This window comes from Klebsiella sp. JB_Kp004 (assembly GCF_040065795.1).
GTDB lineage: Bacteria > Pseudomonadota > Gammaproteobacteria > Enterobacterales > Enterobacteriaceae > Klebsiella > Klebsiella quasipneumoniae.
This window is the reverse complement of sequence record NZ_JBEAKW010000046.1, coordinates 60,343-80,652: the sequence shown is the minus strand read 5'-3', so window position 1 is coordinate 80,652 and position 20,310 is coordinate 60,343. Positions and strand designations below refer to the sequence as shown.

Here is a 20,310-nt window from a genome sequence, read left to right as displayed (position 1 = left end):
GGCAAAAAGGGGCTGGAAATGTGCGGTAAATCACAAGGCTAAGCAAAAATTTGACGTTCACCATCGAAGTGCTTCACCATAGCCGAAAGTTTATTTCGAAGCGCGAAAATAAAGGGAGTCAATGGTGGTAGCGGATAGTCAACCAGGCCATATCGATCAAATCAAGCAGACCAATGCGGGCGCCGTCTATCGCCTGATTGATCAGCTCGGCCCGGTATCGCGTATCGACCTCTCCCGATTTGCGCAACTGGCGCCCGCCAGCATCACCAAAATTGTCCGCGAGATGCTGGAAGCGCATCTGGTGCAGGAGACCGAGATTCAGGAGCCCGGCAGCCGCGGGCGCCCGGCGGTGGGTCTGATGGTGGAAACCGAGGCCTGGCACTATCTGGCGGTGCGCATCAGCCGCGGCGAGATCCACCTTTCGCTGCGCGATTTAAGCAGCCAGCTGGTGGTGGAGGAGCAGCTGGAGCTGGCCCTTACCGACAGCTCGCCGTTTCTGACGCGGATCATCGACCATATCGATCGCTTCTTTATTCGCCACCAGAAGAAGCTGGAACGCCTCACCTCCATCGCCATAACGATGCCGGGTATCATTGATACCGAAAACGGCATTATTCATCGCATGCCGTTTTATGAAGAGGTCAAAGACGTCCCGTTGGGCGAAACGCTGGCCAACCATACCGGGGTGCCGGTCTATATTCAGCATGACATTAGCGCCTGGACCATGGCGGAATCGCTGTTTGGCGCCTCGCGCGGCGCCCGGGACGTCATTCAGGTGGTGATCGATCATAACGTCGGCGCCGGGGTTATCACCGACGGACGTCTGCTGCACGCCGGCAGCAGCAGCCTCGTCGAGATCGGTCATACCCAGGTCGACCCCTATGGCAAACGCTGCTACTGCGGTAACCATGGCTGTCTGGAAACGATCGCCAGCGTGGAGAGCGTGCTGGAGCTGGCGCAGATGCGGATGGCGCAGTCGATGAGCTCGCTGCTGCATCAGCGTCCGCTGAGCGTGGAGTGGCTGTGCCAGGCGGCGCTGCAGGGCGACCTGCTGGCCCGGGACATTATCAGCGGCGTCGGTCATCACGTCGGTCGCATTCTGGCGATCATGGTCAATCTGTTTAACCCGCAGAAAATCCTGATCGGCTCGCCATTTAACCTGGCGGCGGACATTCTTTTTCCGGCAATTTCCAGCTGCATTCGGCAACAATCACTCCCGGCCTACAGCCAGCATATCGCGGTTGAAAGCACCCAGTTCTCCAACCGCGGAACGATGGCTGGCGCGGCGCTGGTCAAGGATGCGCTCTATAACGGATCCTTACTCATACGACTGTTACAGGGTTAACATTTTTTCATAGTCACACCAAAAATTGCGCTATCTCAAGCTGACCCCCAGCGGCTTCACGTAGACTTTGCCCACTGTTGATTATTTCTCTCCCGTATATTTCATCGACAAAACTGTGGGGTTAGTGATGTTTAAGCGTTTCTTTATTACAGGTACAGACACTGCTGTCGGGAAGACAGTGGTTTCCCGTGCGCTGTTGCAGGCACTTGCTGCCAGAGGCAAAAGCGTGGCCGGGTACAAGCCTGTGGCGAAGGGCAGCAAAGAGACGCCGGACGGTTTGCGTAATAAAGACGCGCTGGTGCTGCAGAGCGTCTCCACGCTGGCGTTACCCTATGAAGCTGTCAATCCCATCGCCTTAAGCGAAGACGAAAGCAGCGTGGCGCACAGCTGCCCGATCAACTACGGTCTGCTGTCGGATGGTTTGCAGCGGCTGGCCGGGCAAGTTGAACACGTGGTGGTTGAAGGCACCGGCGGCTGGCGCAGCCTGATGAACGACCTGCGACCGCTCTCCGAATGGGTGGTACAGGAGCAGCTCCCGGTGCTGATGGTGGTAGGGATCCAGGAAGGGTGCATCAACCATGCGCTGCTGACGGCCCAGGCGATCGCCAATGACGGGCTGCCGCTGATCGGCTGGGTGGCCAACCGCATCAACCCCGGTCTGGCGCACTACGCCGAAATCATCGATGTGCTCAGCAAAAAGCTGCCTGGGCCGCTCATTGGCGAGCTACCGTATCTGCCGCGCGCCGAACAGCGTGAGCTAAGCCGCTACGTCGACTTAGACATGCTCGGCAACGTGATGGCGATAGATCGAATCCCGGCGTAACGTACGCGACAGCACCGACGCCACCACGCAGGTGATCAGCAGGCCGGGCAGCAGCACATACTGCCCGGTCATCTCACAAATCATCAGAGTCGACATGATTGGCGCATGGGTAGTGGCGGCAAGAAACGCCGCCATGCCGGTCAGTCCCATCATCATAGCCATCTCCTGCTCCCCCGGTAGCCACAGCCCGCTGAAGCGGGCCAATAGCATGCCCATCGCCAGGCCGACAAACAGCGTGGGGGTAAACACCCCGCCCGGCGCGCCGGAGCCACTGCTGGCCAGCACCGCCAGCAGTTTGCACAGGAATACCGCCACCAGCAGCGCGCCGGGCGGCGGCAGCAGCAGATAGCTTTGCACCACGCTGTAGCCGTTGCCCCACACCGCCGGCGTGATGAGCGATAGGCCGCCGACGATCAGACCGCCCAGCGCCAGCTGCCACGGCGGCGCCAGTTTCAGCCTGACGAACCCGCGGTGGCTGTATTCCATCAGCCAGATAAACAGCGGCCCGCACAGTCCGGCCAGCAGTCCGGTGGCGAGCATCAGGCCATAGTGCAGCGCGCTGAGATCCTGCTGCAGGACGACATGGTACAACGGCGCGGCGCCGCCGTTGAGAAACTGGGTCAACAGCAGGGCGATCACTGCCGAGATCACTACCGGCCCAAGCGAAGCCAGCATCAGCGTGCCAAACAGAATTTCAGCGATAAACAGGCTGCCGGCCAGTGGGGCATGATAGGCGCTGGCCATCCCGGCGGCGGCGCCGCAGGCGACCCACAGTTTCCATTCGGCCTGCGGCGTGAAGCGGCGGGCGAACAGCGAGGCCGCCAGCGCGGCCAGCAGGATCATGGCGCCTTCCCGGCCAATCGCGCTGCCGGTGACCACCACCAGCAGCGAGGCCAGCGACTTCACCAGGCTTGCCGGCGTATCGAAGCAACCGTCTCCGGTCTCCAGGGCTTCCATATAATCGGTGGCGGCGTGCGGACGGGCAACGCGGCGTCGTTGCCATAGCCAGAGAAGTGCCCCTGCCGCCAGTCCCCCCAGCGCCGGGGTAATCAGCCGTCGCCACGCCGGCAGCGACTGCGCGGCGTTGACCAGGCTCCCGCTGTCGTTACCGAGAAACAGCGTTTCCAGCACCACCATGGCATGGCGAAACAGGGCCACCGCCAGGGCGGCGAGAAGGCCAATCAGCGTGGCGATCAGCAGGCGACGAAACATCACCTGCACATCAGGATAGGGATGAAGACGGTGCATCGGTCACGGCGAGATTGGGAAAACATGGCCTTATTGTGATAGGGAATAAACTTATATGCAAAAGCGATAAGTGCGGGGCACGGAGAGGGGAGCCATCAAGGAAACCGCGCCGACTCCCGGCGCGGCAAAGGGATTAGCGATAGAGCGGCTTTTCCGCCACCGCGAGGGGCAGACCCGCCTGCCACTGCGCCAGGGTCGCCTGCGCCAGCTGGCCCAGCGCCTGGTAGAAGGGGTGGGTGGCATGTTCGACAAAGACGCTCAGGAAGCGCCCGGACCACGGCAGCAGATGCCAGGCCAGCAGCTGGGCAAACAGCGCCTCCTGCTCCGTTTCGCACAGCCACGCCGCCAGCAGCAGCAGGGTGCCGAAATGGTCTTCCGGCTCGTTGCGATCGGCGTCCAGTGCGATGCCGTTCGCGCGCATCCATTCGCGCAGGGCCAGTGTGGATTCGCCGAACAGCACCGACTCTTTATCCAGCCAGACGGATCCCCAGGGCGGCGCCGGCAGGGCCCACGGTCCGATAAACAGGCGCTGCCATGCTTCCGGCAACGACTCTTCAACCGACGCGGCAAACCCCGATGCCAGCGGGGCGGCAACCGGGAAGGGCCACTGTTGCTGCCAGCTGCCATCCTGGAAGGCGGCCACCAGCGGCGCGATTTGCGGGCTATTCGGCGCATAAGAGAACAACGCGCCCAGGGTACGGGCGCTTAAGGCGACAGCGTCGCGGTGAGGGAACGGCATCATCACTTATTCCTTTCTGCGGCGCGCGCCGGCGCGCCGTCTCATTAACGGGCAACCGCCATACCGACGGTCATATGGAGCCCATAAAACAGGCCGCGGCCAATACATTCCGCGATCAAGACCAGCAGCAGACCGGCCAACAGCCCCGCAGCGCGCGGCGGCTGACGGCGGATCAGCGGACACAGCCAGCAGCCAAGTCCCAGCGCGAGCAGGATCAGACGTAAGGCCTGCAGTCTGCCGTAATCCGGCAGCAGGGTGGCCGCCTGCTGAACGGCGCTGTGAATGGCGCCGAGCCCGGCGCTTTGCATCACGATAATCGCGGCGCTGATGACCAGCGCGGCCACGCTCAGCCCGGCAATAAACCAGACGTTAACGTCGACTTTCGCCATTCGCAGCAGCAGGGCGGCGAACAGCGGCCCGCTGAGGAGTACCGTCAGGAAGAAGGCGCTGGTGGTGTAGCCAGTGTACCATGTCGGCACGGTATCGATTTGATAAACCCGGGTCATCGCCAGCACAAACACCAGCCCCAACAGCAGGGCGATCGCCAGCCAGACTTTACCCAGCGCCGCCGGCATTTTTTCCAGCACGGCCAGCAGCCACCAGAATCCGCCCACGACGAAAAACAAGGCACCGCTGGCGATTTCGTTGCTCAGCGCCGAGGCCCCGACGCGGTTCAGCGAGTTAAACGCCCGCAGCGGCGAACCGAGATGCATCACTGAGGCGAGAAAACCGATCCCCATCAGCAGCCAGATAAAAAACATGCTGCGCACCAGCCGCTGCCGCGCTTCGCGCTGGTCAGCCAGCGCCAGCCAGACCAGACCGCTGACGAGGGTCGCGCCGACCACGCATTGCCCCAGTACCGTAAACAGCACCAGCGGCCATTCCTGCCATCCGCTTCCCATCTCACACCTCCTTCGGATTTGCCAGATAACCGATGGTATCGCCACACGGCCGGGCGTTGCGGTTAGGTTTGATCGCGATGCTCGGCTGAGTGAAGTGCGCCGAGGGCAGCGGGGCCACCGCCGCCAGCTGGCCGTGCTTAGCGCGCAGTTCGGCAATGGGGCCGAAATCGAGCGCCCGCAGCGGGCAGGACTCGACGCAGATCGGCTTTTTCCCCTCGACGACGCGCTGATAACAGCCGTCGCACTTGGTCATATGGCCTTTGTCGGCGTTGTATTGCGGCGCGCCGTACGGGCAGGCCATATGACAGTAGCGGCAGCCGATGCACACCTCTTCATCCACCACCACAAAACCGTCTTCGCGCTTGTGCATCGCTCCACTCGGGCAGACCTTGGTGCAGGCCGGATCGGCGCAGTGGTTACAGGCGATGGAGAGGTAATAGGCGAACACGTTCTGCTGCCAGATGCCGTTGTCCTCCTGCCAGTCGCCGCCGGCGTACTCATAGATGCGACGGAAGCTGACTTCCGGAGTCAGGTTCTTATAGTCCTTACAGGCCAGCTCGCAGGTTTTGCACCCGGTACAGCGAGCGGAGTCGATAAAGAATCCATATTGCGTGCTCATGGTTTACTCCTTAAACCTTCTCGATGTCGACCAGGTTGGTATGCTGCGGATTCCCTTTCGCCAGCGGCGACGGGCGATGGGTGGTCAGGGTATTCATGCAGGCGCCATGGTCAACCCGGTCCCCGGCCATATTGGCGTCGTGCCACGCGCCCTGGCCCATCGCCGACACGCCCGGCATGATGCGTGGCGTCACTTTCGCCGGCAGCCGGACTTCGCCGCGCTGGTTGAACACCCGCACCAGATCGCCGTTTTTAATCCCGCGTTTTTCCGCGTCCAGCGGGTTGATCCACACTTCCTGACGGCAGGCGGCCTGCAGCACGTCCACGTTGCCGTAGCTGGAATGGGTGCGCGCCTTATAGTGAAATCCAAACAGCTGCAGCGGATACTGGCTGCGCAGTGGATCGTCCCAGCCTTCAAATGTGGAGGCATAGACCGGCAGCGGGCTGATGACTTCGTCTTTCTCCAGCTGCCAGCGGGCGGCAATCTCGGCGAGCCGGCTGGAGTAGATCTCAATTTTGCCGGACGGGGTTTTGAGCGGATGCGCTTCAGGATCGCGGCGGAAGTCGCGATAGGCGACGAAGTGGCCGTTCGGGTCCTTGCGTTTGTAGATGCCCATTCGCTTCAGCTCATCGTAGGCCGGCAGCGCCGGATCTTTCGCCACCATTTTGGCGTACAGATGCTGCAGCCACTGCGCCTGAGTACGTCCCTCGGTAAAACGCTGGTAGACATCGTCGCCGAGCCGTTGCGCCACTTCGCTTAAGATCCAGTAAATCGGTTTGCGTTCAAATTTCGCCGAGGTGGCGGGCTGGATGAAAATCAGATAGCCCATATTGCCGGCGTAATCGTTGGGAATAATATCTTCCTGCTCAACGGTCATCAGGTCGGGCAGCAGCAGGTCGGCGTATTTCGCTGACGAGGTCATAAAGTTGTCGATAACCACAATGGTTTCGCACTTGCTTTCGTCCTGCAGAATCTCGTGGGTCTTATTGATGTCGGAGTGCTGGTTGATGAGGGTATTGCCCGCGTAGTTCCACAGGAACTTGATCGGCACATCCAGCTTCTCTTTGCCGCGCACGCCGTCGCGGGTGGCGGTCATCTCCGGGCCTCGAGCGATGGCGTCGGTCCAGGTGAAGCAGGAGATGGCGGTTTTCACCGGGTTTTCCAGCACCGGCAGACGCTCGATGGTGATGGTGTAGGTCGATTCACGGGCGCCGCTGTTGCCGCCGTTGATGCCGACGTTGCCGGTTAAGATCGGCAGCATGGCGATCGCCCGGGCGGAGAGCTCGCCGTTGGCCTGGCGCTGCGGCCCCCAGCCCTGGCAGATGTAGGCCGGTTTGCTCATGCCGATGTCGCGCGCCAGCTTAATGATGCGATCGGCGGGGATGCCGGTGATACGCGAAGCCCACTGCGGCGTTTTGGCGACGCCGTCGTCGCCCTCGCCGAGGATATAGGCTTTATAGTGGCCGTTTGCCGGCGCCCCGGCCGGCAGCGTCTTCTCATCGTAGCCGACGCAGTATTTATCAAGGAACGGCTGATCCACCAGATTTTCGTTAATCAACACCCAGGCGATACCGGCGACCAGCGCGGCGTCTGTGCCGGGGCGAATGGGGATCCACTCATCTTCGCGACCGGCGGCGGTATCGGTGTAGCGCGGATCGATAACGATCATCCGCGCGTGGGAGCGCTCGCGGGCCTGTTCCAGATACCAGGTAATGCCGCCGCCGCTCATGCGGGTTTCCGCCGGGTTGTTGCCGAACATCACCACCAGCTTACTGTTTTCAATATCCGAGGTGCTGTTGCCGTCGTTACTGCCGTAGGTGTAGGGCATGGCGCAGGCGATCTGCGCGGTGCTGTAGGTACCGTACTGGTTAAGCGAGCCGCCGTAGCAGTTCATCAGCCGCGCCACCGGCGAAGCGGAAGGCGAGGAGCGGGTCATGTTCCCGCCGACGATTCCTGATGAGTAGTTAATGTACACGGCTTCGTTGCCATATTGCGCGACGACGCGTTTCAGACGGTCAGCAAGGGTATCCAGCGCTTCCTGCCAGCTGATACGCTCAAATTTGCCTTCTCCGCGTTTGCCGACGCGCTTCATAGGATAGTTAAGGCGATCCGGGTGGTTGATGCGCCGGCGAATCGAACGCCCGCGCAGGCAGGCGCGGACCTGATGATCGCCGTAGCGGTCGTCGCCGGTGTTATCCGTTTCCACGTAGACCACTTCATCATCACGCAAGTGCAGCCGCAGGGCGCAGCGGCTGCCGCAGTTGACCGAACAGGCGCCCCAGACAATCCGGGTGTTGTCGCCGGCAGCCTGCTGTACCGCCGCCGCGGCGCTGCGCAGCGTAAAGGGCAGGGGAAGCCCGCCGGCGGCCAGCGCCAGAGTACCGAGGGCTGTGGATTTAAGTAGCGCGCGTCGGGTGACGCCGCCGGAAGATTCCTGATTCGACATTGCTCACTCCATGATAGTTATGCTGGGCGGAGAAGGGCCGCCGCGTCATTAACAGACGCCGGGGTGAGCGATAATACGTTATGGGTAGCCGGCAGATCTTATCCCTGGTCAATGCAGGGATAAGATCTTTCGTTTGAAAGCGAGGCGGGTTTACTGAGCGTCGTTTTCGGCGGGACTGTCGCTGTTACGGGTGTAGGTGATTTTGAAGGTGTCGTTGGCGCAATGACCCACCACCTGAGCGCCGGGCTGGTCCGCCTGGTCGTTTGGCACGATGGCCAGACTGAAGGCCGTTTCCGGTACGCCATTGTTAATGATCTTCTGTTGAATATCATTTTTGACCCGTTCACAGGAGTCGGGGGCCGCCAGCACGGTCGTGGAGCACAGCAGCAGCGCGGCGCCTGTCCAGAGGGATAGTTTCATCTTACGCTCCTTATCGATGGTATCCAGATTTAAGCATAGCAGAACTGGTGTAAACAATTGTATTTGCTAATATGATTGGATGTACACAAAAGGAATCATCTGTGAAAAGACTGTATTGGCTGATCCCGGCAGCGCTGCTGCTGACGGCGTGCGACCGCGAAAGCGCCCCTGAAGCCTTCACCCCGGAGATGGCGAGTTTTTCCAATGAGTTTGAGTTCGATCCGCTGCGCGGTCCGGTGAAGGATTTTAGCCAGACGTTACTGGACGAACACGATGTGGTGGTCAAGAAGGTGAGCGCGCAGCTGTCAAAAGAGGGATGTTTCGATCTGCTGACGCTGGAGGATGTGGAGAATAACACCGGCGCCACGCTGCTGCTGGACGCCAACTATTACGTCGATGGCCGCACCCATGAAAAGCGGCTGCGTCTGCAGGGGAAATGTCAGCTGGCGGAGATGCCCGCCACCGGCGTGAGCTGGGAAACGGATGATAACGGCTTTATTATCAGCGCCCGCGGCAAAGAGACTACCGCCACCTACCGTTACGACAGCGATGGCTATCCGCTGGGGAAAACCACCACCGCCAAAGAGGAGCGATTTACCGTCGCCTCCACGCCGTCGAAGGATCCGCGCAAGAAAATGGACTATACCGCCATCAGCACCTTCAACGACCGCACGCTGGGCACGGTGCGCCAGACCTGCGACTACGATCGCCATGACAATCCGCTGAGCTGTGAGCTGCAGGTGATCGATGAAAGCGTCCAGCCGCCGCTGACCCGTCACTACACGATTAAAAACCGCATTGATTATTACTGAGCCGTCGGCTTCAGCAGAGACGGGCCCGGCGTTTTGTGTTCCGCCAGATACTGATGCTGGAACAGACACATGCGGATGGTGTTGCGGTACTCGCCGTTAATGAAAAACTCATGGATCAGTTCACCCTCGACCATAAAGCCGAGCTTGCGGTAAATATGGATCGCTTTTTCATTCTCTTTATCCACAATCAGATACAGCTTATACAGATTGAGCACGGTAAAGCCATAGTCCATCGCCAGCCGCGCGGCGCGGGTGGCGAGGCCTTTTCCCTGGAAGTCGGGTGAGATGATGATCTGAAATTCGGCCCGGCGGTGCACATGGTTAATTTCCACCAGCTCCACCAGTCCGGCTTTATCGCCATTGCATTCGATCACAAAGCGACGCTCGCTTTGATCGTGAATATGCTTGTCGTACAGATCGGAAAGCTCAACGAAGGCTTCATAGGGCTCTTCAAACCAGTAGCGCATCACGCTGGCGTTGTTGTCGAGCTGGTGAACAAAGCGCAAATCTTCGCGCTCAAGGGGGCGGAGTCTGACGTGTAGCGCGTCGGTCATGGGAATTCCTGTGGTCAAAGCGGAAAAGAGGGGACTGAAAGGCGGCGCCCGCAGGCGCCAGCGTGCTCAGGGATTGATCGCCCGGCCGGTGCGGCGGTCAAGGCAGCGCAGGGTGTTTGGTTCCCAGTAGGCATTGACGTTGGCGCTCTTCTGGCAGTTATCCTGCGCGTCAAAGGCGACATCGGTTTTGTCCCACTCTTTTTCCGCCCGTTTGTTCACCTTCTGGCGCAGGCTGCGGGTGTCGTTCCATTGCTCTTTTTCCATCGACGCCTGCTGACGGCTTTGCGCGCTGTCGCCGGACTCAATCACCAGCCGGTCGGTGGCCGCGAACGAGCTGGAGGTATAGACGACGGCGCTTAACGCCAGAATGGCGGTCAGGCACCAGCGTTTGTTCAGTGTCATGTTCATCACGGTTTCCTTTAAGTGATGGGTTAACCCTCAGGTTAAGTTTACTACAGCTCTTTTGCCGGGCATAGCCGACGAAACAGCGTAGGGAAAGGGCTATTATCGCGTAGAATAGTTCAACGCTTTGTCTCTTTTACGAATCTTTTAATGCTCAAAACAACGCTGCTGTTCTTTGCCACCGCCCTGTGTGAAATCGTCGGCTGCTATCTGCCGTGGCTATGGTTAAAGCGCGGGGCCACGCCGCTGCTGCTGATCCCCGCCGGCCTGGCGCTGGGGCTGTTCGTCTGGCTCCTGACGCTCCATCCGACCGCCAGCGGGCGGGTATATGCCGCCTACGGTGGCGTCTACGTTTGTACGGCATTGCTCTGGCTGCGGGTCGTTGATGGGGTCAAATTAACCCATTATGACTGGGCGGGCGCGGCCATCGCCCTGTGCGGCATGCTGATCATCGTGGCGGGCTGGGGACGAGCGTAAGCCCGTCTTGTGTGATCCCTGCCACTTTTTTAAACCCTAATTCTTGTATGGTAGTCGACCTGTTGCCTTACTTATCAGACATCATATTGGGTTATGACTCTGTAAGGAATCACGATGGCTATTGAGATATTTGCCCCACAGGCGGGCGCGACGCCGCTGCGCATCCGTCGGGTGCAGAAGATCACCCTGACGCTGCTGTTTATCGCCGGGATCGTTAACTTTCTTGACCGCTCTTCCCTGAGCGTCGCCGGGGAGGCGATACGCGCCGATCTGGGTCTGAGCGCCACCGAGTTCGGGGTGCTGCTCTCCGCTTTTTCTCTCTCCTATGGCTTCGCGCAACTGCCCTCGGGAATTTTGCTGGATCGCCTCGGACCGCGGGTTGTGCTGGGCGCCGGGCTGATATTCTGGTCTGCGATGCAGGCCCTGACCGGGATGGTCAATTCATTCTCGCATTTTATTCTGCTGCGCATTGGCCTCGGGATCGGTGAAGCGCCGTTTATGCCCGCCGGGGTGAAATCGATCAACGACTGGTATGCGCAAAGAGAGCGCGGCACGGCGGTGGGGATATTTAACTCCTCGACGGTGCTGGGGCAAGCCATCGCCCCGCCGGCCCTGGTCATCATGCAGCTGGCCTGGGGCTGGCGGACAATGTTTGTGGTGATTGGTTTGGCCGGTATTCTGGTCGGCCTGTGCTGGTATGTGGGATACCGTAACCGGCGGCAATTTACCCTCCAGGAGGAGGAGCAACGCTATCTGGCCAGCGAGGAGGCGGCCCGGCCGGCGCTGAAACTGAGCGAATGGCTGGCGCTGTTTAAACGGCGTACCACCTGGGGGATGATCCTCGGCTTCTCCGGGGTGAACTATACCGGCTGGCTATATATCGCCTGGCTGCCCGGCTATTTGCAGGCTCAGCAGGGGTTAAGCCTGGCGCGCACCGGCTGGGTGGCGGCGATCCCGTTCCTCGCCGCGGCGGTGGGGATGTGGGTCAATGGTCTGGTGGTCGACGCCCTGGCGCGCAGAGGCTACGATCTGGCGAAAACCCGCAAAACGGCGATCGTTGCCGGTCTGGTGCTGTCGGCGCTGGGAACGCTGCTGGTGGTGCAATCGTCCACGCCGACCCAGGCGGTGGCATTTATCTCTATGGCGCTGTTCTGCGTCCATTTCGCTGGCACCTCGGCCTGGGGATTGGTACAGGTGCTGGTGGCGGAGCATAAAGTGGCGTCGGTGGCGGCGATCCAGAACTTTGGCAGCTTTGTGTTTGCCTCCTTCGCGCCGATAGTCACCGGCTGGGTCGTGGATACCACCCATTCTTTCAATCTGGCGCTGGTGATCGCCGCCGGGGTGACCTTCGCCGGGGCGCTGTGCTACTTCTTTATCGTCAAAACCCGCATCGATTAACCGACCAGGAAGCAACAGGCCCGCAAGGAGGCGCGGCCTGCGCCATGTTCCATCTTCTCTTACCGCTTCGCGGCGGATTTTCTCCTGCCATCCCAGAGATTTTGTGATCGCTCGCCAGCGACCACAACCCGGCAAAAGCTTCTTGTATGGTAGTTGACAGAAATCAAAGATGTTATACCAATTGCGTGAGATGGTTGAGGCACAAAGGCATTCTCCTCGAGAGTTCTCCCAGAGAATGGTTGATGAGCCACATAACAACGAGAGTCATCATGGAAAACACCCTCTTAACCGCTAACGCCATACAGCCGGACTACGATCGCCGCGCGCTGGTTCCCCGTATCGTCCATCTGGGTTTTGGCGCGTTCCACCGCGCCCATCAGGCGGTCTACGCCGATATACTGGCCAGCGAGCACGGCAGCGACTGGGGCTACACTGAAGTCAACCTGATTGGCGGCGAGCAGCAGATCACCGATCTCCGGCAGCAGGATCTGCTGTACACCGTGGCAGAAATGTCCGCCGACGCGTGGACCGCGCGCGTGGTCGGGGTGGTGAAGCAGGCGCTGCACGCCCAGGTCGATGGTCTCGAGGCCGTGCTTTCGGCGATGTGTGAGCCACAGGTGGCCATTGTCTCCCTGACCATTACCGAGAAAGGCTATTGCCATTCGCCAGCCAGCGGCGAGCTGCAGCTCGATCACCCGCTGATCGCCGCCGATCTCGCTAACCCGCGCCAGCCGAAATCGGCAGTGGGCGTGGTGGTGGCGGCCTTAGCGCGTCGCCGGGCGGCAGGGCTGTCGGCCTTTACCGTGATGTCCTGCGATAACATGCCGGAAAACGGTCATGTGATGCGCAACGTCGTCTGCGCCTACGCCCGGGCGCTGGACGCGGATCTCGCCGCATGGATAGAACAGAATGTCACCTTTCCGTCGACCATGGTGGACCGTATTGTCCCGGCGGTGACGGCGGAAACCCTCGATAAAATTGAACAGCTGACCGGCGTGCGCGACCCGGCTGGCGTGGCCTGTGAGCCTTTCCGCCAGTGGGTGATTGAGGATAACTTTGTCGCCGGACGTCCACAGTGGGAGAAAGCGGGGGCGGAGCTGGTCGCCGATGTGGTGCCTTTCGAAGAGATGAAGCTGAGGATGCTCAACGGCAGCCATTCGTTCCTCGCCTATCTCGGCTATCTGGCCGGTTATCAGCATATCAACGACTGTATGCAGGATGACAACTACCGCCGCGCGGCGCTGGCGCTGATGCTGGACGAGCAGGCTCCGACCTTGAAAGTGCAGGGGGTGGATCTGTCACACTATGCCAGTCTGCTGATTGACCGCTACTGCAATCCGACGCTCAAACACCGTACCTGGCAGATTGCCATGGACGGTAGCCAGAAGCTGCCGCAGCGCATGCTGGACTCGGTACGCTGGCACCTGGCGCACCAGCATGACTTCACGCTGCTGGCGCTGGGCGTGGCGGGCTGGATGCGCTATGTCGGCGGTGTTGACGACGCCGGCCAGGCGATCGAAATTTGCGATCCGCTGCTGCCGGTGATCAAGGAGGCGGTAGCCGCCAGCGCCGATGGCGAAGCGCGCGTCAAAGCGCTGTTGGGCATTGAGGCCATCTTCGGCCGTGAGCTGCCGCAGGAAGCGCGGTTCGTCTCGGCGGTGACCCGCGCCTATGTTGCGCTGCAGCGTCAGGGGGCCAAAGCCACCGTTGCCGCATGGGCTGAGGCGCAATAATCGTTTATTCCCGGTGTCGGTCATGGGGTCGACACCGGCTCTTCTGCTGTTTCCGCACGGTTCCGCTGATATATCTTTTTTTGCTGTCGATCGCTTTTAGCAGACTAAAAATATGATCGACCGCAATGTCCTTACATAACTCTATATTTCCCTGATTTACTAAAGATAATTAGCTGTTATTTTTCCGAATAAAGGCTGGTCATTCACCGCAAAAATGGCATAGTTAAGTTATTGAAAAATCACTTTCTCTGGAAAAGGAGTGCGGGCCATGTATAAAAAGATTTTATTGCCTGTTGATGTTTTTGAAATGGATTTAAGCGATAAGGCAGTGCGTCACGCGGAATTTCTCGCGTCGGCGGAAAATGGCGAAATCACCTTGCTCAACGTTCTGCCGAACAGCAGCCGTTCGTTATTACGCGGGTTTACGGCGGATATTCGTAAATTCGAAGCCTATATGCAGGAAGAGTCGGAGAAAAAGATGCGCGAGGTGGCGCGACTGTTCGACATACCGATGTCGCGGATCCATACCCGGGTCGTCTTTGGTAACGTGCGCGATGAAATTCTGGCTATCAGTAACAACGAAGCGTTCGATGTGATAGTGATTGGCTCCCGCAAACCGGGGATCTCCACCCATCTGCTGGGCTCCAACGCCGAATCCATTTTGCGCTACGCCAAAACGCCGGTGCTGGTGGTCAGATAATCCTTTCCATTACGACGGCTGCGTCTGCCTTATTTCGCAGCCGTCTGGTCCTTACTCTTCGCTAAACCAGTCGCGATTCTCCTGGCGGATCAACAGCACGGATTCGCTGATTTCATGCAAATGAATACTCATGGCTTTCTCGACCGCCTCGGCGTCGCGTTTTTCCAGCGCGGTGAAAATTTCATGATGCTGGCGCAGCAGCATCTCCGGGGAGGAGACATGGTCGAGGCTCATGTAGCGCACGCGGTCAATAGCGGCTTTGATGTTTTCCACCGTATCCCAGGCCAGCTGACAATCGGCAATAACTGACAACTTCTGGTGAAATTCATCATCAAGCAGGAAAAAGTCGTTTAACTGCTGACGGTCGACGGCAATACGCTGCTGATGAAGATTCTGCTCCAGCTGATAGACTTGCTCATCGTTAATCATGCCAGCGGCACGGCGGACCACCGCGCATTCAATCGCCTGGCGGACAAAGCAACCATTGCGCACCTGAGACAGGGAAATTTTGTTGACGTAGCTGCCGCGCTGGGGACGGATCTGGATAAGTCCATTCTCCGCCAGCTTAATAAAGGCCTCGCGCACCGGCTGACGAGATACCGCAAAACGCACGGAGACTTCTTTCTCCGACAGCGGCGTGCCAGGCGGGATCAGGCAGTGAACGATATCCCGGCGGAGGATGCGATAAATTTGCTGATTGACGGGTTGCGTCGGATTCAGTTGCGATTCTGCGGCCATTGATGGTTACTTTTTATGGGGTTATGCGCACTATTTTACGCGTTTTTTGCGGTTCCGCCCATACCCGGCCAGCAGGCCGGGTGGCTGACGGTTAGCCCTGGCGGTGAACGCTGAGTCCGGCAAAGCTCTGGCTCACCGGCATCATCTCCAGGGTGTTGATGTTGACGTGTTTCGGCAGGGTGGCCACCCACCAGACCGCCTCGGTCACATCTTCCGGCGTCAGGGCTTCGGTGTTCTCGTAGGTTTTACCGGCTTTGGCGTCATCGCCTTTAAAGCGGACGTTCGAGAACTCGGTGCCGCCCACCAGGCCCGGCTCGATGTCGGTGACGCGCACTGCGGTGCCGTGCAGGTCGGTGCGAAGATTGAGGCTGAACTGACGGACGAAGGCTTTGGTCGCCCCATAGACGTTACCGCCGGCGTAAGGCCAGCAGCCTGCCGTGGAGCCGATGTTGATGATGTGGCCGCGATTGCGCGCCACCATGCCCGGCAGGACGGCGCGGGTCATGTACACCAGCCCTTTATTATTGGTGTCGATCATATCTTCCCAGTCTTCCACGCTGGCGCGGTGCGCCGGCTCCAGACCGAGCGCCAGACCCGCGTTGTTCACCAGCACATCGATTGCCTGCCACTCGGCGGGCAGGTCGGCAATCAGCGTCTCAATAGCGGCGCGGTTGCGAACGTCCAGTTGCGCGATATAAAGATTATCGCCCAGCTCGTCTTTCAGCGTCTTCAGGCGCTCTTCGCGACGTCCGGTCGCAATCACTTTATGACCGTTAGCGACAAAACGGCGAGTAATACTTTCACCAAAACCGGCAGTGGCGCCGGTGACCATGATAATCATCTTACTGTTCCTCAACGCTTTTTGTGTTTTCATACCATAGCACGCACAGGCGGCGACCGGTAACGGAAATCATTGCGACCCCTTAAGGAGAAGCCTAATCTTACAGGATAAGCCTGTACAGGAGAGAAAGATGTCCGAACAAAACCCCTTTTTTAGCGTCAGTCTGTTGCCTTACCAGGCGCCGCGGTTTGATCTGATTGAAGACAGTCACTATCGGCCGGCGTTTGATGAGGGCGTCCGGCAGCAGCGCGAGGAGATCCGCGCCATTATCGACAATCCGCAGCCGGCCAGTTTCGCCAACACGCTCGAGGCGCTGGAGCAGAGCGGACAGCTGCTGGCGCGGGTGACGCGGGTCTTTTTCGCCATGGCCAGCGCCCATACCAACCCTTATCTGCAATCACTGGATGAACAATTTTCCGCCGAGCTCGCCGGGCTGGGGAATGACATCTGGCTCAACGAGGCTTTATTCCAGCGGGTGAACAGCGTCTACGAGCAGCGCGAGACGCTCTCGCTTGACGACGAATCCCGGCGTCTTCTGACCCTGACATGGCAACGCTTTGTTCACGCCGGGGCAACGCTGGCCCCGGCGCAGAAGGCGGTGCTGCGCGCCCTGAACACCGAAGCGGCCACTTTACAAAGTCAGTTCCAGCAGCGGCTGCTGGGGGCGGCGAAAAGCGGTGGCCTGGTGGTCGATGACCGGCATCAACTGGATGGCCTGACCGATGAGGAGATAGCGGCAGCGGCCGACGCGGCGCGGGAAAAAGGGCTCGGCGATCGCTGGCTGCTGACGCTGACCAACACCACCCAGCAGCCGCAGCTGCTTGCGCTGCGCGACCGGCAAACGCGGGAGAATCTCTTCGCCGCCGGCTGGACGCGCAATCAACAGGGCGATGAGCATGATACCCGTAGTCTGGTGCTGCGGCTGGCGGCGATCCGCGCGCAGCAGGCGGAACTGCTGGGGGCGGCAAATTACGCCAGCTGGGCGCTGACCGATCAAATGGCGGCTTCTCCGGCGGAGGCATTGGGCTTTATGCGTCAGATCGCGCCGGCGGCGCGGGCGAGGGCGGAACGTGAGCTGGCGAACATCCAGCAGGTGATCGACAACGAAGGCGGGGAGTTTCGCGCGCAGGCATGGGACTGGCTCTACTACAGCGAGCAGGTGCGGCGGGCTGCCTATGCCATTGATGACGCACAGCTCAAACCCTATTTTGCCCTCGAGCGCGTGCTGCAGGACGGCGTCTTCTGGACGGCATCGCAGCTCTTTGGGCTCCGCTTCGTGGAACGCTTTGACATCCCGGTGTACCATCCGGATGTGCGGGTTTGGGAGATCTTCGACCACAATGGCGAAGGGATGGCGCTGTTTTACGGTGATTATTTCGCGCGCGATTCAAAGAGCGGCGGCGCCTGGATGGACGTGTTTGTCGAACAGTCGACCCTGCGGGAGCAGCGCCCGGTTATCTACAACGTCTGCAATTATGCCCGGCCGCAGAGCGGACAGAGCGCGCTGTTGTCATGGGATGAGGTGATCACCCTGTTCCATGAGTTTGGCCACACCCTGCACGGACTGTTCGCCAGCCAGCGCTATGCCAGCCTCTCCGGGACCAATACCCCGCGGGATTTTGTCGAGTTTCCGTCGCAAATCTTCGAACACTGGGCCAGCCATCCGCAGGTATTCGCCCACTATGCGAAGCACTATCGCTCCGGAGATCCGATGCCGGAGGCGCTGCGCGACAATATGTTGCGTGCGGCAACCTTCAATAAAGGGTATGACATGAGCGAGCTGCTAGCCGCCGCGCTGCTTGATATGCGCTGGCACACGCTGTCGACCACCGGATTTCCGGACGAGGTGGATGCATTTGAGCAGAGGGTGCTCCGGGAAGAACACCTCGATCTGGCGGCCGTTCCCCCGCGCTATCGCAGCAGCTACTTCTCCCATATCTTCGGCGGCGGCTATGCGGCAGGCTATTACGCCTATCTGTGGACCCAGATGCTGGCCGACGACGGCTATCAGTGGTTTGTGGAGCAGGGCGGTTTGACCCGTGAGAACGGTCAGCGCTTCCGCGACGCGATTTTATCTCGCGGCAATAGCGCTGATTTAGCTGAACTGTATCGCCAGTGGCGCGGGCACGATCCACAGATTGAGCCGATGCTGAAAAATCGCGGGTTGAGCGCATAGGCCATCGGGCGGTGAGAAGCGATCGATAGGGTGTTTTCCTTATCAGGCGCTTTTCACTGGCCGTGCTTTGATCGCAGGGGATTGCGCCAGACGCCGGTCAGGAGAAATAGCGCGAAAATAATCAAATACACATTTAGATAAAAGCCACTTAATCCCGTTGCGATATCGAGGTAGTCTTTCAATAACGTCATGCAGGTGGTAATAAAACCACCTGCCACGATATCTCTCCCTGGAAAACGGATAAATAAATGGTTTTGATCGTTACTATGCTTATGTTTGCGCTGGCCCTGTCATTTTCGCCAGGTCCGGTTAATATGGTTATTATCTCTTCCGGCGCTGCGCATGGATTCAGAAAAATATTTTCTTTCGTCTCGGGCGCCACTATTGGTTTTACATTGTTACTGGTCTTTATTAGTTTTGGACTCTACGCGGCCATCGCAACGTCCCCCTGGTTTTTTAGCTATCTGAATATCGTTGGTTCGTTATTTATCTTGTTTCAGGGCTATAAAATTGCTACTTCACATCCGGAATGGACACTGAAAAAAGCACAGGCGCCGGGGTTTGCGCAGGGTTTTTTAATGCAATGGCTCAATCCTAAAGCCTGGGCTGCCTGTGCCTCTGGCGTCGCCTTGTTTTCTGAACCCTCGTCGCGCCTGAGTATATCGCTATTTATTATCATCTACTTTTTTGTCTGCTATCTGTCCCTGGCGGCCTGGGCGATATTCGGTGATAAAATGTCAGCGATTCTCAAAAGCAGAGCACAGATCCGCCTGTTTAATCTGGTGATGGGCGGATTATTGTGCATGACTGCGGGTTATATACTGTATTCGCAGTATATTACCTATTCATAGCGGCTGATGTTCAATGGCATTATAGATATAATTAATCAGTTTATAGGCCGCGCCGCTAACTGAAATATTGCCAGGCCATAGGGCATACACTTTTAGCGGGGCTAATGACCAGTCAGGAAGTAGTTCCTGCATGTCGCCGCGGCGGATATCCTCTTCGCAGAGAAAACGCGGCGGAGCGGCCAGGCCAATTTGTTGCCTGGCAAGGGCATAGGCGGCCTCAACACTATCGACATACACGCCGGGTGTATACTTTATTATCGCCTGTTCGCCGTTGCGATGTCTGAACTCGCGCACATTCTCCCTCATCGTCAGCCCAATCCACGGCATTGATTCAAGCATAGCGGGATGATCAATGGGGGGATAGCGCAGGAGAAAGCCCTTTGCTGCCACCAGCTTTCGCGGCAGAACAAACAGGTGCCGTGCCTTGAGAGCGCTATCGGGGAGCTCGCCAATGCGAAAGGCGACATCAATACTGTCGGCAATAATGTCCTCGCGCAGGTCACTATAAGAAATGCTCAGAGCAATATCCGGGTTCTCTTTAATGAAATTTGCAAGATGGTGAGTGAATGGGCTGTTTAAAAAAACGGCAGGTATGGAAATACGCAGCTTACCGGCTGTGGATACCGAACGTTGCTTAAACTCAATGACGCCTTTTTCATAAAGCTCGAGCATCGACCTTGCGGTCTCCAGCACACTTTCGCCATCTTGTGTTAGAGAAAGCTTTCGGGTATTTCTGTAGAGCAAAGCGCTGTTAAGGTTTTTCTCAAGCCTGGATAAATGTGCGCTTGCTGTTGCGGTCGACAACCCTAACGCCGCGGCGCCGCCTGAAACAGAACCGCTCTCGACAATTTTGGCAAAGACTATCAGGTAGCGGATGTCATCGATCATTTACAGTCCTGTTTTCACTCGGTAACGATATGCGTGGCGCCGACAAAAGGGGATCCCGTTTCCGGATTAACATATCCTATTTTTATTGCCGGAAGTATCTGTTTAATCGCGCTTCTCAGGTCCGCTTGAACAAGTCCCAGGCATCCACCACGGCAGGGAGGGTTCGCGAAGCGTCGCGGGCCACCTCACTCGTCAAGG

The 20,310-nt window shown here is 58.7% G+C and carries 21 protein-coding genes; 9 read left to right on the top strand and 12 right to left on the bottom strand.

The annotated features are described in order from the left end of the window. Positions 1-124 precede the first annotated feature (124 nt). Entirely contained in the window at positions 125-1,345 is a 1,221-nt protein-coding gene (gene mlc, locus ABLX76_RS20695; RefSeq protein ID WP_032429145.1) for a sugar metabolism global transcriptional regulator Mlc, read from the top strand. A gap of 127 nt (positions 1,346-1,472) precedes the next feature. Then, entirely contained in the window at positions 1,473-2,168 is a 696-nt protein-coding gene (gene bioD / locus ABLX76_RS20690) for a dethiobiotin synthase (RefSeq protein WP_101977533.1), read from the top strand. On the opposite strand, the gene clcB is transcribed toward bioD, so the two are convergent. From clcB to ABLX76_RS20660, 6 genes are all read right to left on the bottom strand, one after another. Beyond that, positions 2,121-3,416 carry a voltage-gated ClC-type chloride channel ClcB gene (gene clcB, locus ABLX76_RS20685; protein ID WP_064154666.1) on the bottom strand — a complete coding sequence of 432 codons (1,296 nt, stop codon included), beginning with the start codon at positions 3,414-3,416 and terminating at the stop codon, positions 2,121-2,123. The genes bioD and clcB overlap by 48 nt on opposite strands. Positions 3,417-3,549: 133 nt before the next feature. Then, positions 3,550-4,158, bottom strand: a complete 609-nt coding sequence (dmsD, locus tag ABLX76_RS20680) for a Tat proofreading chaperone DmsD (RefSeq protein WP_087776828.1) — start codon at positions 4,156-4,158, stop codon at positions 3,550-3,552. A gap of 41 nt (positions 4,159-4,199) precedes the next feature. Then, entirely contained in the window at positions 4,200-5,057 is an 858-nt protein-coding gene (locus ABLX76_RS20675; RefSeq protein ID WP_044522798.1) for a DmsC/YnfH family molybdoenzyme membrane anchor subunit, read from the bottom strand. 1 nt (position 5,058) lies between these two features. Continuing rightward, positions 5,059-5,676 (bottom strand): DMSO/selenate family reductase complex B subunit, encoded by a 618-nt coding sequence (locus ABLX76_RS20670; RefSeq protein ID WP_348875210.1) that lies wholly within the window; start codon positions 5,674-5,676, stop codon positions 5,059-5,061. A 10-nt stretch (positions 5,677-5,686) separates the two neighbouring features. Continuing rightward, a complete protein-coding gene (gene ynfE, locus ABLX76_RS20665) occupies positions 5,687-8,122 on the bottom strand; it encodes a selenate/tellurate reductase subunit YnfE (RefSeq protein WP_348875208.1) in 2,436 nt (811 codons plus the stop codon). A 150-nt stretch (positions 8,123-8,272) separates the two neighbouring features. Beyond that, complete coding sequence (locus ABLX76_RS20660) at positions 8,273-8,542, bottom strand: DUF1161 domain-containing protein (RefSeq protein ID WP_004206039.1); 270 nt, start codon at positions 8,540-8,542, stop codon at positions 8,273-8,275. A 101-nt stretch (positions 8,543-8,643) separates the two neighbouring features. On the opposite strand from ABLX76_RS20660, the gene ABLX76_RS20655 reads away from it, so the two are divergent. Then, on the top strand, positions 8,644-9,354 hold the full coding sequence (locus ABLX76_RS20655) for a YnfC family lipoprotein (protein ID WP_044522806.1): 711 nt from the start codon (positions 8,644-8,646) through the stop codon (positions 9,352-9,354). Here the strand turns inward: ABLX76_RS20655 and speG are convergent. Together speG and ABLX76_RS20645 are read right to left on the bottom strand one after the other, a co-directional pair. After that, a complete protein-coding gene (gene speG / locus ABLX76_RS20650; RefSeq protein WP_004206037.1) occupies positions 9,348-9,908 on the bottom strand; it encodes a spermidine N1-acetyltransferase in 561 nt (186 codons plus the stop codon). The two genes, ABLX76_RS20655 and speG, sit on opposite strands and share 7 nt — an antisense overlap. 66 nt (positions 9,909-9,974) lie before the next feature. Next, complete coding sequence (locus ABLX76_RS20645) at positions 9,975-10,316, bottom strand: DUF1283 family protein (RefSeq protein WP_004206035.1); 342 nt, start codon at positions 10,314-10,316, stop codon at positions 9,975-9,977. Between the two features lie 108 nt (positions 10,317-10,424). Between ABLX76_RS20645 and ABLX76_RS20640 the strand changes: the two genes are divergently transcribed. From ABLX76_RS20640 to ABLX76_RS20625, 4 genes are all read left to right on the top strand, one after another. Next, complete coding sequence (locus ABLX76_RS20640) at positions 10,425-10,787, top strand: YnfA family protein (RefSeq protein ID WP_072140454.1); 363 nt, start codon at positions 10,425-10,427, stop codon at positions 10,785-10,787. 114 nt (positions 10,788-10,901) lie between these two features. Next, on the top strand, positions 10,902-12,185 hold the full coding sequence (locus tag ABLX76_RS20635; RefSeq protein ID WP_277475494.1) for an MFS transporter: 1,284 nt from the start codon (positions 10,902-10,904) through the stop codon (positions 12,183-12,185). 269 nt (positions 12,186-12,454) lie between these two features. Next, positions 12,455-13,918 (top strand): fructuronate reductase, encoded by a 1,464-nt coding sequence (locus tag ABLX76_RS20630; protein WP_348875205.1) that lies wholly within the window; start codon positions 12,455-12,457, stop codon positions 13,916-13,918. A 268-nt stretch (positions 13,919-14,186) separates the two neighbouring features. Further along, positions 14,187-14,618 (top strand): universal stress protein, encoded by a 432-nt coding sequence (locus tag ABLX76_RS20625; RefSeq protein WP_048334875.1) that lies wholly within the window; start codon positions 14,187-14,189, stop codon positions 14,616-14,618. 51 nt (positions 14,619-14,669) lie between these two features. Here the strand turns inward: ABLX76_RS20625 and ABLX76_RS20620 are convergent, their stop codons facing one another. Both ABLX76_RS20620 and ydfG read right to left on the bottom strand, forming a co-directional pair. Further along, on the bottom strand, positions 14,670-15,356 hold the full coding sequence (locus ABLX76_RS20620) for a GntR family transcriptional regulator (protein ID WP_004206025.1): 687 nt from the start codon (positions 15,354-15,356) through the stop codon (positions 14,670-14,672). A 91-nt stretch (positions 15,357-15,447) separates the two neighbouring features. Further along, the gene (gene ydfG, locus ABLX76_RS20615; protein ID WP_023289559.1) at positions 15,448-16,197 is read right to left on the bottom strand and encodes a bifunctional NADP-dependent 3-hydroxy acid dehydrogenase/3-hydroxypropionate dehydrogenase YdfG; all 750 of its coding nucleotides are present in this window, start codon (positions 16,195-16,197) and stop codon (positions 15,448-15,450) included. A 130-nt stretch (positions 16,198-16,327) separates the two neighbouring features. On the opposite strand from ydfG, the gene dcp reads away from it, so the two are divergent. Further along, positions 16,328-18,373 (top strand): peptidyl-dipeptidase Dcp, encoded by a 2,046-nt coding sequence (gene dcp / locus ABLX76_RS20610; protein ID WP_348875202.1) that lies wholly within the window; start codon positions 16,328-16,330, stop codon positions 18,371-18,373. A gap of 53 nt (positions 18,374-18,426) precedes the next feature. On the opposite strand, the gene ABLX76_RS20605 is transcribed toward dcp, so the two are convergent. Next, positions 18,427-18,591, bottom strand: coding sequence for a hypothetical protein (locus tag ABLX76_RS20605; protein ID WP_348875201.1), 165 nt, complete (start codon positions 18,589-18,591; stop codon positions 18,427-18,429). Positions 18,592-18,621: 30 nt separating this feature from the next. Here ABLX76_RS20605 and ABLX76_RS20600 point away from each other — a divergent pair, with 30 nt between their 5' ends. Next, entirely contained in the window at positions 18,622-19,224 is a 603-nt protein-coding gene (locus ABLX76_RS20600; protein WP_348875199.1) for a LysE family translocator, read from the top strand. Here ABLX76_RS20600 and ABLX76_RS20595 read toward each other — a convergent pair. Further along, positions 19,219-20,112, bottom strand: coding sequence for a LysR family transcriptional regulator (locus tag ABLX76_RS20595; protein ID WP_087849193.1), 894 nt, complete (start codon positions 20,110-20,112; stop codon positions 19,219-19,221). The two genes, ABLX76_RS20600 and ABLX76_RS20595, sit on opposite strands and share 6 nt — an antisense overlap. Between the last annotated feature and the right edge of the window lie 198 nt (positions 20,113-20,310).